Source organism: Geminocystis sp. NIES-3709 (assembly GCF_001548115.1).
GTDB lineage: Bacteria > Cyanobacteriota > Cyanobacteriia > Cyanobacteriales > Cyanobacteriaceae > Geminocystis.
Map to the genome: position 1 here is coordinate 2535828 of NZ_AP014821.1, position 13255 is coordinate 2549082.

General features: G+C 31.4%; 11 protein-coding genes and 1 pseudogene. 5 read left to right on the top strand and 7 right to left on the bottom strand.

Annotation, left to right across the window (positions count from 1 at the left end; translation table 11 throughout):
* Positions 1-133: 133 nt before the first annotated feature.
* Complete coding sequence (locus tag GM3709_RS10605; RefSeq protein WP_158506716.1) at positions 134-523, top strand: lysozyme inhibitor LprI family protein; 390 nt, start codon at positions 134-136, stop codon at positions 521-523.
* A gap of 16 nt (positions 524-539) precedes the next feature.
* Here GM3709_RS10605 and rimK read toward each other — a convergent pair whose 3' ends face one another.
* The 4 genes from rimK to GM3709_RS10625 form a co-directional block, all read right to left on the bottom strand.
* Positions 540-1448: a 30S ribosomal protein S6--L-glutamate ligase gene (rimK, locus tag GM3709_RS10610; protein WP_066119024.1), complete on the bottom strand. Its 909-nt coding sequence runs from the start codon at positions 1446-1448 to the stop codon at positions 540-542.
* Positions 1449-1908: 460 nt separating this feature from the next.
* Positions 1909-3165, bottom strand: a complete 1257-nt coding sequence (locus tag GM3709_RS10615) for a sensor histidine kinase KdpD (RefSeq protein WP_066119026.1) — start codon at positions 3163-3165, stop codon at positions 1909-1911.
* A gap of 224 nt (positions 3166-3389) precedes the next feature.
* Positions 3390-3677, bottom strand: coding sequence for a circadian clock KaiB family protein (locus tag GM3709_RS10620; RefSeq protein WP_066119027.1), 288 nt, complete (start codon positions 3675-3677; stop codon positions 3390-3392).
* A gap of 3 nt (positions 3678-3680) precedes the next feature.
* Positions 3681-4574 (bottom strand): response regulator transcription factor, encoded by an 894-nt coding sequence (locus GM3709_RS10625; RefSeq protein ID WP_066119029.1) that lies wholly within the window; start codon positions 4572-4574, stop codon positions 3681-3683.
* 404 nt (positions 4575-4978) lie between these two features.
* Between GM3709_RS10625 and clpP the strand changes: the two genes are divergently transcribed.
* Genes clpP through GM3709_RS10640 form a run of 3 tightly spaced genes read left to right on the top strand, consistent with a single transcriptional unit; the run spans position 4979 to position 7965 of the window.
* Entirely contained in the window at positions 4979-5698 is a 720-nt protein-coding gene (clpP, locus tag GM3709_RS10630; RefSeq protein WP_066119031.1) for an ATP-dependent Clp endopeptidase proteolytic subunit ClpP, read from the top strand.
* 24 nt (positions 5699-5722) lie between these two features.
* Positions 5723-7057, top strand: a complete 1335-nt coding sequence (gene clpX / locus GM3709_RS10635; protein WP_066119033.1) for an ATP-dependent protease ATP-binding subunit ClpX — start codon at positions 5723-5725, stop codon at positions 7055-7057.
* 59 nt (positions 7058-7116) lie between these two features.
* Positions 7117-7965 carry a cell division protein FtsQ/DivIB gene (locus GM3709_RS10640; protein WP_066119036.1) on the top strand — a complete coding sequence of 283 codons (849 nt, stop codon included), beginning with the start codon at positions 7117-7119 and terminating at the stop codon, positions 7963-7965.
* Between the two features lie 232 nt (positions 7966-8197).
* Here GM3709_RS10640 and GM3709_RS10650 read toward each other — a convergent pair whose 3' ends face one another.
* The 3 genes and pseudogenes from GM3709_RS10650 to GM3709_RS20170 all read right to left on the bottom strand — a co-directional run.
* Positions 8198-9463: a molecular chaperone DnaJ gene (locus GM3709_RS10650; RefSeq protein WP_066119042.1), complete on the bottom strand. Its 1266-nt coding sequence runs from the start codon at positions 9461-9463 to the stop codon at positions 8198-8200.
* A gap of 298 nt (positions 9464-9761) precedes the next feature.
* Complete coding sequence (locus GM3709_RS10655) at positions 9762-10721, bottom strand: LysR family transcriptional regulator (protein ID WP_066119045.1); 960 nt, start codon at positions 10719-10721, stop codon at positions 9762-9764.
* A 638-nt stretch (positions 10722-11359) separates the two neighbouring features.
* Positions 11360-11554, bottom strand: a pseudogene (locus tag GM3709_RS20170) (transposase); the annotation flags it as partial.
* A 336-nt stretch (positions 11555-11890) separates the two neighbouring features.
* Between GM3709_RS20170 and GM3709_RS10660 the strand changes: the two are divergent.
* Complete coding sequence (locus GM3709_RS10660; RefSeq protein ID WP_066119047.1) at positions 11891-13090, top strand: phosphoglycerate kinase; 1200 nt, start codon at positions 11891-11893, stop codon at positions 13088-13090.
* The last annotated feature ends 165 nt before the right edge of the window (positions 13091-13255 follow it).

Here is a 13255-nt window from a genome sequence, read left to right on the forward strand (position 1 = left end):
TCAAGATGTTTATCAACTAAAAATAGTAGTATTAAAAATTCTTTTTTATTAATAATATAAAATACTAGCTATAATGTTTATATTTTATTTTTTAATTCATCAATCTATGAATAGGATCTTTAGATTAACTTTTTTGTCATTTTTTATATCAATTATTTCTTTATCCTCTGTTCGATCGCAAGTTATAACTCCAGAAAATCGTGATTGGGACAGTTTTATTCAAACAGAAGAGAGTAATTCGGAGATGAAAATGAAGGAAAGTGAAGCGATCGAAATATTAAATAATCGACTTAAAGAAGTAATTAATAAAATAAATTTATCCTTAGATTTAGAAGGACAAAATTTATTAAAAAAATCTCAGTTAACATGGATAGATTATGCTCAAGCTAAATGTGAATTGATGGCGGATAAATTCCGAGGTGGTACTCATCAAGGTTTGGCTTATGGTTATTGTTTTATTGAAGAACAAGTTAACCGAATTAAAGAGTTAATTGCGATCGAAAATGATCATAATAATTTGTAAATAAATCTATTTAAAACTAGAATTGAATACGATCACGAACATTATTTCCTAACTCGACATTTTTTTCGATAAAATCAATAATTTTATCAGCGACATCAATTTGACTGGCTTTTTCAATGCCTTCTAATCCGGGAGAAGAATTCACCTCCATAACTACAGGGCCATGGTTCGATCGTAATAGGTCAACACCTGCTATTCTTAAACCCATAGCTTTTGCTGAACGAATAGCCGTACTTCTTTCCTCTGGGGTAAGTTTAATTTTTTCAGCTTTGCCACCTCTATGTAAGTTCGATCGAAAATCTCCCTCCGGCCCCTGTCTTTTCATGGCCGCTACAACTTTATTCCCTACCACAAAACAACGAATATCTGCACCTCCGGCCTCTTTAATGAACTCTTGTACTAAAATATTCGCATTTAATCCTCGAAAGGCTTGAATTACAGACTTTGCCGCCTGATAAGTTTCTGCCAAGACAACCCCAATGCCTTGAGTACCTTCTAATAGTTTTATCACTAAGGGCGCACCCCCTACAGTTTCAATTAAACCGTCAATATCTTCCGTATCATGGGCAAAACCAGTTACAGGTAATCCTATGCCCTCTCGTGCTAAAATTTGTACACAACGTAATTTATCTCTCGATCGAGAAATTGCCTGAGATTCATTTGCACTAAATACCCCCATCACTTCAAATTGTCTTACCACCGCTAAACCGTAAAAGGTTTTTGACGCACCAATGCGAGGTATTACCGCATCAAAATTTTCCAAAGGTTTCCCCCCATAAACCACCGTTGGCTTATGAGAAGTAATATTCATATAGCATCTAAGATAATTAACCACCTTCATTTCATGCCCTCGTTTTTCTCCCGCTTCTTTGATTCTTCTTGTGGAATAAAGGCTATTATCTTGAGATAAGATAGCTATTTTCATAAAAAATTCTTAATCTAACCTGCTTTTTAATCTTTACTATTGTACAACTGCTTATGCCTTCATTAGATTTACTGTGATTAAAGATACAAAAATATGGTAAAAGTAAGGATCAAATCATATTCAACCTTTATAAATATTAGGTTTTAAAAGAGTCTAAATTATTACCTCAGTTTGATACAAAATTTATGGATAAGATTAATGTACTAGGTATTAGTTGTTAGGTATTCGGTAAATAATTGATGAAAAACTATTAACAATTGATTTTATATAGATTAATTTAGTTAAATAACATTTGGCAAAATGAACCTAAAACCTAAAGTGTAAAGCCTAAAACTTGCCCACATCAAAGATTTTTTTCTCGAACTTAGGTAAATTATTAATTATATAAATCATTTTAGGATATTTTTCTGATGAATCTAACATTTGTTTTAAGATTAATAAGATCAAAAATTATTCATTCCTAGAATGTATAAATAGGAATAAAAAGAGAAAATTGTGAACCTTGATTTTCTTGATTTTTTACCCAATTATAAGGACTAATCAAACTAATTTTAATACCTATTTTATTGCATAATTCTTTGACGATCGATAACCCTAAACCAGTACCTAAAATATCACCCTGACTTTGAATACCTCGATAATGTCTCTCAAAAATATGGGGTTGATCTTCGAGAGGAATACCATAACCTGTGTCACTAATTTTAATAATTAATTCTTGTTTTTCTTGGCTAATTTCTATCATAATTTTACCATTATTAGGAGTATATTTTACAGCATTTTCTAATAAATTATTAAGAATTTCGACTAAGGCTTTTTCATTACTTAAAATTAGGGGTAAAGGTTCATTGATTTGATTAAAAACTTTAATATTTTTTTCTTCTGCTATAAATTTAATACTATTAATTAAAGGATTTATAATATTTGTTATCTCTAAAGATTCTAATTTTTCAATTTTTTCTGGCAAAAAGAAACTGGTTTGATTTTCATTCAAGATAATAATTTCATCGTTATTTCTGACTTCCCATTGTTGATTAAAATCGGCAATTAAATCTTTTAATCGATCGCTTTCTCTAATAATATTTTGTGTAATTTGATAATTATTTTCGTCCGGTAATAAACGTTTGAGTAATAATTTTGCAAAGGTACGAATAGCGGTTAAAGGGTTACGCAGTTGATGTAAAAAATCATCAATATGATCATTTTCTATCGATCGTAATTGTTGTATTTGATTTAATTTTACTTCTTTTATTTGTTCCTTTTGTTCAATAAAACGAGCTAAAGTTATTGTTTGAGCGATATTTTTTATTTGTAAAATTTCTGATTCCTGCCAAGGATGAGTATTTCTTTTTATAGCAAATAAACCTAATACCATATCCTCATAAATAAGAGGTAAAATTAATTGATGAGGAGAAGAAGTATCAGGAATATAACGTGTTATTTCTTGAGATAACAAAGAATCTTCTAATACTTGATTATAATCATTTTCTTTCCTATCTGTAAAATTTTCGGGTAAATAAAATAAAGATTTAATATAATTGTTATAGGAGGTATTCGGATAAATAAAAATGGGAACTAAATTTGTTTTATCTAAATTATTATTAGTTAAATAAATAGCTGTTTCTTGAACAAAAAAAGTATTAATAAGTATAGTTAATTGTGCATGACAAATATTTAGAAATTCTCGACTAATTTTAATATCTTCTTCATATTCCCTCATAATTCATATCAACTTAGTATAAATTGTTTAACATTATTTTTTAAAAAAGGTTTCAGAAAAGGTGTTAAATGACTGTGTAAAATTAATTGTATATATAATGATTATAGAATTATAAAAATGCAATTGTTATATTAACAGTTTTAATTTAACCTAACACCTACTAGACCTAAAACCTAACACCTTTTTCAAGGAATAATTTATCACGACGAGAAGTAAGAGAGCTATTAATTTTCAGGATGCTTAGAAATTAAATCTAATCCACAAATTACTTTTTCACGATTAGACAAATCCCCAATAATTCTCTGTAATGGAGGAGGTAATTGTTTAATAAGGGTAGGAGTAACTAATATTTTTTCTGTTTCTGCTCTTTGTGGTTCTTCTAATACATCAATAATTTCTACTTTATATTGATTACTCAACTCCTCTTTGCACAATTTTAACAGATTAGCGATCGCTCTTTGAGAATTAAGAGAATTACCAGTAACATATAACCGTAATAAATAGTTGCTCATGAATTAAATCTGATCCAAATCAGGGGTGGAGATAATATTAAGATTACTCAAACCAATATAATATTTGCGATAGTAGGAAGTTAAATAACCCATTAATTCTAATAATCTTAACCTACCTTCATCTACATAGGCTTGAATTTTTGTTGAATTAACATTATAAGTTTTTTCTTTGAGTGCTTTTGTATGAATATCTACCACATCTCTAGGACTGGCTTTAAAAAAACCCAGTTTACCAGCTAATTCTCTTAATTGTTCAGAAATATCATGATTAACTTTAAAAGCTCTTTCTTCTAAGGCTAAATCTAATAATTGACCATATTTTACCGTTAGTTCCATGAAAACATCTGGAATACCCTCTTTAAGAGCCTCAGAAGCGAACATTCTCGCTGTAATACTCGGTTGAATAGAGTTAGCCAGATTTTCTAAACTTGCAAATTCCTCTTGTTGTTGCTGTTGTTGTTTTAGTTGAGATAATTTTTCAATATACTGTTGTCGCTCGATCGCAAGACGAATGGCATATACCAATAAGTTAGTATCTAAATCTTTTTTGCGCAGATAACCATTAGCACCCATTTGAAACGCCCTAACGATGATATTTTCTTCTTGATCATGGGTAGCCGTTTGTACAATAACGGGAGTATCAGGGGCATTTTCTTTAATTTTCAATAATGACTCGATACCCTTACCATCAGGTAACATTAAATCGAGCAAAATCGCATCAAATTCTTTTTGATTAAGAAGATTAATTGCTTCTGTTAAATTACTCACTAGGGATAATTTGAAAGATAATCCTTCCGCCAACACACAGTGATGAGAATTGGATAGTAAACGTTTAATTAGTTCTCCATTAATCGTATTATCCTCTACTAACAAGATTTCATAAACACAATTTGACATATTTTCAGAAGATTTCAAAATTTCATCAACTAATGATCGTTTCTAGTTTATCAACAGCAATTTTGGCAAGAAAAAAATTATATATAACAATGCCACAGAACTTATGAGATTTTAGTTAAGTCAAAATTGAGAATGTAAAATTGATAAATTAATGCAGTTTTCAGAATTTCAAAGTACTATCTTATTTTCTCACAAACTATTTAAGATCGTTATATACTATTTCTAAGTTATCATTAATTCCAGTAAATAGTATTCTTTTTTATCCTCATGGATATTAAACGGTCAATATTATTGATTATTTCCTGACTTGCTCAACCAGTGTAATAATTTTTAGATCGAACTCCTATGCTATACTTTTACTAAGGATTTACTAAAATCGGGTTTATTATAACTGCTAAAAAGCTATGCTAGAATCGCAATCGTCTTCCATAAAAATTAATAATATTTATCAATCTAACTTAGATTCCATTCGACTAGAAAATATTGTAAATAATGCAGTACCAATGGTAGTGGAATCTTCAGGTATGGGAGAAAAAGTTTTTGATATTTATTCTCGTCTTTTAAGAGAAAGGATTATTTTTTTAGGCACAGCTATTGATGATAAATTAGCAGATTCGATCGTGGCTCAACTATTATATTTAGAAGCAGATGATCCCGATAAAGATATTTATATATATATCAACTCTCCAGGGGGATCAGTTTATGCAGGATTGGCAATTTATGACACAATGCAACACATTCAACCTGATGTTTCTACTATTTGTTATGGTATTGCCGCTAGTATGGGGGCATTTTTACTGTCAGGAGGAACAAAAGGAAAACGCATGGGACTTCCTAATTCTCGCATCATGATACATCAGCCTTTAGGCGGTGCGCAAGGTCAAGCTAGTGACATTGAAATTCAAGCAAAAGAAATTCTTTACATTAAACAAAAATTAAATCAACTCTTAGCGGATCATACTGGACAACCGATCGATCGAATCAGTGAGGATACCGAAAGAGATTTTTATATGTCTTCCACAGAGGCTCAAGAATATGGACTAATTGACCAAGTAATTATCCGAGATGGTGTTAGTCTTCCTCTTAGTCGCAAATCTATCGATGTCAGTGAATTTTTCTCCTAATTATCTAATTATAATCATAATAATATGTCTAAATACGACTCACATCTTAAATGTTCATTTTGCGGGAAATCTCAAGAACAAGTACGCAAATTAATTGCCGGCCCCGGGGTTTATATTTGCGACGAGTGTGTGGAACTTTGCAATGAAATTTTAGAAGAAGAATTGATGCCTGTCAATCGTCATTCTTCCAACAAACCTAAAGCTAATAATCGTCCTTCTGGGAAGGGAGGTTCAAACACCCGAAAACCTCTTTCTTTCCACAAATTACCTAAACCGATCGAGATTAAAAAGCAACTTGACGAATATGTCATCGGACAAGATGAAGCAAAAAAAGTTCTTTCGGTAGCTGTCTATAATCACTATAAACGTCTCACGGTTTCTGAACACGATCGAGAAAATAATTCTGATAACGGAGTAGAAATTCAAAAGTCAAATATTCTCCTTATCGGCCCTACTGGTTCTGGTAAAACATTATTAGCCCAAACTTTAGCTCAAATTCTTGATGTTCCTTTTGCGATTGCCGATGCTACCACTTTAACGGAAGCAGGTTATGTAGGGGAAGATGTGGAAAATATCCTTCTGCGATTACTACAAGTGGCTAATTTAGACCAAGAAGAAGCTCAACGAGGTATTATTTACATTGACGAAATTGACAAAATTGCTCGTAAAAGCGAAAACCCATCTATCACAAGAGATGTTTCTGGGGAAGGTGTACAACAGGCATTACTCAAAATGTTAGAAGGTACGGTGGCAAATGTACCCCCTCAAGGCGGAAGAAAACATCCTTATCAAGATTGCATCACGATCGACACCAGTAATATTCTATTTATTTGTGGCGGTGCATTTGTCGGATTAGATAAAATTGTGGAACAACATCAAGACAAAAAAATTCTCGGTTTTGAAATTCCTTCTGATACCCCCTCAAAAGAACAAAGAGCTTCTAATGCGGCCCGTCAACTACAACCTGATGATTTAGTCCGTTTTGGCTTAATTCCTGAATTTGCAGGACGTTTACCCGTAGTAGCGGTGTTAGATTCTTTAAATGAAGAAACATTAGTAGAAATTCTCACTCAACCTAAAAATGCCTTAGTTAAACAATATCAGAAACTTTTAGGCATGGATGATGTTGTTTTAGAGTTTGAAACCGATGCTATTCGGGCGATCGCTCAAGAAGCATACAGACGTAAAACTGGTGCAAGGGCTTTAAGAGGTATAGTAGAAGAAATTATGTTAGATGTGATGTATGAGTTGCCTTCTCGTCAAGATGTTCAACATTGTATCATAACTAAAGAAATGGTGGACAAACGCAGTACCGCAGAATTACTACTACATCCTTCTTCCCTAAAAGAGTCCGCCTAAATAATTAATTGGGAATGAGTAATTAAGAATCAAGAATTAAAAGTTTTCATTATTAACCGATGACTGCAAAAACTTCTATTTCCACTACTAAATTAAAAAATCGTCGTGATGAGTTAAAAAATAAGAGACGATGGCGAGATTCAGTATCGGTAATTCGTTCTCTATTGATTATGTCTTTTACGGGGGGAATTTTTTGGTTTTTGACTCTCCCCAATTGGGTAATTAAAGACTCTCAACAAATTAAAATACAGGGAAATAATTTACTCACCGATAACGAAATTCGTGGTTTAATTCCTCTTAAATATCCTCAATCTTTGTTAAAACTTTCTGTCATCGATCTAACACAAGGGTTACAAAAAAAAGTACCTCTTGCTAATGTTGTGGTTATACGAGAGTTATTGCCTCCAAACCTTACCATTAAGGTAACAGAAAAAAAACCAGTGGCGATCGCTTTTGCCATGGAAATATCTCCAAAAACAAAAAAAGCGGAATTAAAACAGGTAGGATATATTGATGCGGATGGAGTATTTGTATCGAATGAACTTTATCAAAATTTGGCAAAACAACCGGAGTTAAAACCTTCATTAAAAATATTAGGAATACCTCAAACTTACTTGGCTTATTGGGCTGATTTTTATAGTTTACTAAATCAATCTGCGGTGAAAATAAATGAGATTGATTGGCAAAATCCCACCAATATTATTTTAACGACTGAATTAGGAAAGGTTTATTTAGGCCCATATACCTCAAAATTTAGTCAACAATTAATGATTTTAGAAAAACTAAAAAACATCGGTGGTAAAATCCCTAAAGAAAGAATTATTTATATAGATTTGACAGATCCAGAAATGCCTTCTGTTAAAGAGAAAGAACCACCTAAAAAAGAAAATAAAGATAAGAAAAATTAGGACTTATTAACACTCATTTTCGGTTGAACTTTTATCGATGCAATCAGTCCAAATGATCCACCGATTACACCGATAATCAACCATAAAGGAAATGAATGACCTTTTGTGTCAGCGATGATTGCTGCTGTAAGACCAATAAAACAATGGAGTAGCATTAATAAAAAGACAAAATTGGGATCAAAATTAAACATTACTTTCTATAGGTAAATGAATTTATAATTAATACGATCGATTATGACAAAAAACGGCTAATTTGTAAGCGAAAAACAAGATTACTTTTCCAAAGATAATAGAGATAAGTTCCAATGATGACTAAAAGACAAATAAATCCTAAAGTGTTATAAATATTAATAATTTGTTCAGTACTCCAACCAACCTCATTATTTAAAACATTTAAGTCTCCTCCAGAATCACCTCTACCTCCCCAAAATGTACCCCAAGGAATTTGTGCTTTTCCGACACTGATTTTATGCCATTTAGTAAAATTTCCCCAAAATACGATCGTACCAATTACTAAGGCAAAAAAACGCCAAAATTCCCAATAAAATTTCTCTGGTAAACGCCAATAAAAAGCGATTATTAATAAGGTACTTAAATAAAATTCTCCTCCTATTCCTCCAAAATATAACAACATTTGATAGGTTGAATAAGATGTTTTCCATGTTAGAATAAACTGCACGATCGCTAGAATAACACAGACAATCATCACGGTTTTTTTCTTCTCTTTCCACCCACTATAAAAAGTTAAACCGATGAGAATTAATATTCCAAAATAAACAAATAAAGAGCGATTAAATGACATAATTGTTCCAGCAAATGTAACCATAGCACGATAACCAGAAAACCATGCTACTGTTGCATGACCGAACTCATGAACCCACATACTAATAAACCATGCTAAAGGATCAATAAAATTAACCGCAAAAGCAATTAAAAAAGCAATAGGCAAACTATAAGTATTAGTTGTTATTTCGGCTTCTTTTAACAGAATTTCTGTGTTATATTTTCCAGCATTATGAGCATAAATTCCCGTACAAACTTTAATTTCTTCTTGCCAAATTAAATTATTTTTTTGATCTACACTAGAGATAAGAACGTTTATTTCAGTATTTTTTAAAATGTGATTTAAACTATCATATATTAACTTAGTTGTCAGAATTTTTTTATTATTTTTGACATTTTTGATAACAATTTCTAAATAATTTGTAAAAGATTTTACTTTGACTCTTAAGCCAATATTTTTTAATTGTTGATTAATACTATTGGTAATAAATTTTTCAGATTCTTTCCTCTCTTTTTCTATATTATTTTCTTGTTGATTTTGATAAAATTCTGTTAATTGAGTGTAGGCTTGTTTTAAATTGTTTATATCTTCCTTATTATTTGATTTTAGTTTGTCACCAATGAGTTTATAATAATTTTTTTCTAAATCTTCTAAAGTAGATGTTGGACTGAGATTGAGTATTTGATAACATTGATCGAGAGTTAAATGATCCATGACTTTCAGATTTTTAAGTCTAAATTACGGCAATTTTAACAAATATTTTTATAATGATTACACTTGATTAGCCGTCAGCTATTAGAATTTAATAATTCAAAATATCTAAAATTCTCACAAATGATTTAAAAATGCTAAATCAATTTAGATTCAAATGTTGCACCAGAACAATAACACTAATAAAACAGAATAGGAAAAATCCATTTTAGGAATTTTAAAATTAATTCTTGTCTCTTTTCCATCTTTTCCTTTTCCAAATATGCTCTCATCATCGAGAATTTATTAGTGAATTTCATTTTTATTTTTTATATACTTCATTTAAGATTTCAGTATGGGTTTTTTTACGATCGAGACTAAAATCATAAACAAGATTAAAAAAATCTCGTACTGTGGGAATTTGTAAACGATCTTTAGTGGTAATTAACACAACTTCTCTGGTTAATTGACTATTATGATAATTATTTGAACCCATATCAATAGGAATAATGGCTAAACTGGGATCTGTGAGAGACTCATTTAACGCTAATTCTGGTAATAAAGCGATTAAATTACCTTGTCGGATGACACCCCTAAAAGCATCTAAAGTATTTAATTCCATCGCCACTTCTAAGTCTAATCCCTGACTGGAGAATATATCTTGAACAATTCTCTGCATTCCATATCCATCTTTAAAAATAACTTGAGAATATTGTGCTAAATCGTTAATGGTGACATTTTTTTGATTAGCTAAAGGGTGAGTACTTGATGTTAAAACTTTAATGGCTTCATGGTATAAATGTTTAACGATCATTTCTGAACTAGATGTGAGATATTTATTATTCATCACCAAAGCCACATCTACCAAACCATCTCTCAATACTTTCAAAGCTCGATCGCTACCTAAAGCAGTCACTCGTAATTGTACTTGAGGGTGATTATGACAAAAATTTTGTAAAATTGGTGGTAAATAATAAGCACACACGGAATGGATAGCGGCAACACAAAGTTCAGTTTGTTCACCACCTAACAACTCTTGGATTTTTTCTTCTACTTTTTCCCACTCCTGACAAATACGTCTAGCATGGGGTAGGATTTTCTCTCCCGTTACAGTTAATTTAGCTTGGGCTTGACGATGAAATAAGGGGGTTTTTAGATGATCTTCTAAACCTTGAATCTGACGGCTAATAGTTGATTGTGTTACGCCACACAATTTTGCCGCTTGTCCAAAACTTCCGGTTTCGCTTACCGCTAAAAAAGCCTTGATTTGCTCAATTCTCATATATTATTTCTTCTTTTAAATTGCCTTACGGAAAACAAAATAAATGGATAGGACAAAGCAAAGGAAAGAGATTTAGCCTCATTTTAATTCCTTGCATTGTTAATATATCAAGAATTTTGCGATCGATTTTTATTTGTCAGGGTATGATCACAGGAGTTGATGTTGTAGAGTTAGGGTTAGATGATTGAGAAAAATTTGTAATTAATAGTATTGGGAAAGTAAGAGTGGTAAGGGCAATTGCCGTTCCCAAAATTTCTATTGTTATCTGTCTAGGGGTTTTCTTTTTCCTAGACGGTTCACCAGCTTCCATATATTTGAGAATTAAAATTGATTTTGAAAAAAAAGTTAACAAATTTTGTTTTTAACATTCACCATCATAGCAATTATTTTCCAAAAGGATTGTCATTAATGAACAATTTCCCATCAAAACATTAGACATCTTGCAAAATTATAATAAACATAAAAAGATGATAGGATAAAACAAAATATTAGCAATCTCCTCCAATTTAATCAAAGAAAATAACTGTGTTTATACAGTTAAATATAATTTTTACTTATATACCTCTACCCTAGCAAAAGTCCATCTCAACTAGCTAGAAAATACACAAATTAATTTCTTGGATTTTTTTGTTTTATTTTCAGATAACACTTATCTTTTTTTCCACTATTTCATAATTATAAATTCCCGCAATTAAGTTAAATCTTAACCTAAATCTTTTTCTTTTATTTCTATATTTTTCTGATAGTATTCTAAATATTTTAAGTTTTCTATTTACATGTTCAATTACTATTCTTTGTCGATTTAGTTCTCTATTTTTTCTTTTTTCTTTTTTCTTCTTCGGTTAACTTTCTTTTTTTACTCCAAATCTTCTTTTAAACTTTTCAGGCTTTAATTTTTTTATTTTCTTAAGTTTCATAATTAAATCTTATACTTAAGTTATCCCCCATCGCCCAAAATTATAGATCATTCAAGTTCATCCTATCTCGTATTTAATTTTGCAAGAGGTCTATTACTTATACAAAAAAAATTAAGAAATCTTATGTTTGTTAAGTATAAATATTAAAAAAAATAATTTACATATCGTTATATTTCAGGTAAGATCTCGAAAGAGTAAAATTTTTTACCAATTTATTTTAAAAAGTTTGATATATATAGGAAAATTTTTGTCATGGCAAAAAAAAGTATTGCTAGTTTAACAAAGTCTGATTTAGAAGGAAAAAGAGTGTTAGTCCGTGTGGACTTTAATGTACCCATGGATAACGGACAAATCACCGATGATACTCGTATTAAAGCGGCTTTACCTACTATTAATCATTTAACCAGCAATGGTGCTAAAGTTTTATTATGTAGCCACATGGGTCGTCCCAAAGGTCAAGTTAAAGATAGTTTACGTTTAGCACCCGTTGCAACCCGTCTCTCTGAATTATTAGACAAACCCGTAATAAAATTTGATGACTGTATTGGTGATGGGGTAACTACTGGAGTAAATGCTTTAGGTAATGGTGATGTTGCTTTATTAGAAAACCTCCGTTTCTATAATGAAGAAGAAGCTAACGATGCAGAATTTGCTCAAAAATTGGCTAGTAACGCTGATTTATATGTTAATGATGCTTTTGGTACTGCTCACCGCGCTCATGCTTCGACAGAAGGAGTTACTCACTATTTATCCCCCTCTGTGGCAGGTTTCTTGATCGAAAAAGAATTAGAATTTTTACAAAGTGCGATCGAATCCCCTAAACGTCCTTTAGTGGCTATTATTGGCGGTTCAAAAGTTTCTAGTAAAATCGGTGTTATCGAAACCTTACTCGAAAAGTGTGATAAATTAATTATCGGTGGTGGTATGATTTTCACCTTCTATAAAGCTCGTGGTTTAAGCGTTGGTAAATCTTTAGTGGAAGAAGATAAATTAGAATTAGCGAAGTCTTTAGAAGCTAAAGCCAAAGAAAGAGGTGTAGAGTTTTTATTACCTACCGATGTTATTTTAGCGGATAATTTCTCTCCTGATGCCAACACTCAAACCGTTGATATTAATAGTATTCCCGATGGTTGGATGGGATTAGATATTGGCCCTGATTCCATTAAAACTTTCCAAGATGCTTTAGCTGACTGTCAAACTGTAATTTGGAATGGCCCGATGGGGGTATTTGAATTTGAAAAATTTGCTAAAGGTACAGAAGCGATCGCGCATACTCTAGCAGAATTAACTGAGAAAGGTACAATTACCATTATCGGCGGAGGAGACTCCGTTGCTGCCGTTGAAAAAGTAGGGGTGGCAGATAAAATGAGTCACATTTCTACTGGTGGCGGTGCAAGTTTAGAGTTACTCGAAGGTAAAGTATTACCCGGTATCGCCGCTTTAGACGACTAATAATTTTTTTATTTTTACTCAGGGTTTTACCCTTATACTTTAGATGGTTGTTTTCAACCATCTTTTTTTTGTACTTCAATGATAGATAAATTTGATCTCTTATTTCTAACTGTAAATCAGGGTTGATTATGCCTAATTTATGAGTAAGTTTACGAATAATAAATC

What these genes read in the sequence shown, in the direction of transcription:
- GM3709_RS10655 (WP_066119045.1), bottom strand. Translation starts at nt 10,721, where the DNA reads ATGAGAATTGAGCAAATCAAGGCTTTTTTAGCGGTAAGCGAAACCGGA.
- GM3709_RS10640 (WP_066119036.1), top strand. Translation starts at nt 7,117, where the DNA reads ATGACTGCAAAAACTTCTATTTCCACTACTAAATTAAAAAATCGTCGT.
- rimK (WP_066119024.1), bottom strand. Translation starts at nt 1,448, where the DNA reads ATGAAAATAGCTATCTTATCTCAAGATAATAGCCTTTATTCCACAAGA.
- clpP (WP_066119031.1), top strand. Translation starts at nt 4,979, where the DNA reads ATGCTAGAATCGCAATCGTCTTCCATAAAAATTAATAATATTTATCAA.
- clpX (WP_066119033.1), top strand. Translation starts at nt 5,723, where the DNA reads ATGTCTAAATACGACTCACATCTTAAATGTTCATTTTGCGGGAAATCT.
- GM3709_RS10615 (WP_066119026.1), bottom strand. Translation starts at nt 3,165, where the DNA reads ATGAGGGAATATGAAGAAGATATTAAAATTAGTCGAGAATTTCTAAAT.
- GM3709_RS10620 (WP_066119027.1), bottom strand. Translation starts at nt 3,677, where the DNA reads ATGAGCAACTATTTATTACGGTTATATGTTACTGGTAATTCTCTTAAT.
- GM3709_RS10650 (WP_066119042.1), bottom strand. Translation starts at nt 9,463, where the DNA reads ATGGATCATTTAACTCTCGATCAATGTTATCAAATACTCAATCTCAGT.
- GM3709_RS10660 (WP_066119047.1), top strand. Translation starts at nt 11,891, where the DNA reads ATGGCAAAAAAAAGTATTGCTAGTTTAACAAAGTCTGATTTAGAAGGA.
- GM3709_RS10625 (WP_066119029.1), bottom strand. Translation starts at nt 4,574, where the DNA reads ATGTCAAATTGTGTTTATGAAATCTTGTTAGTAGAGGATAATACGATT.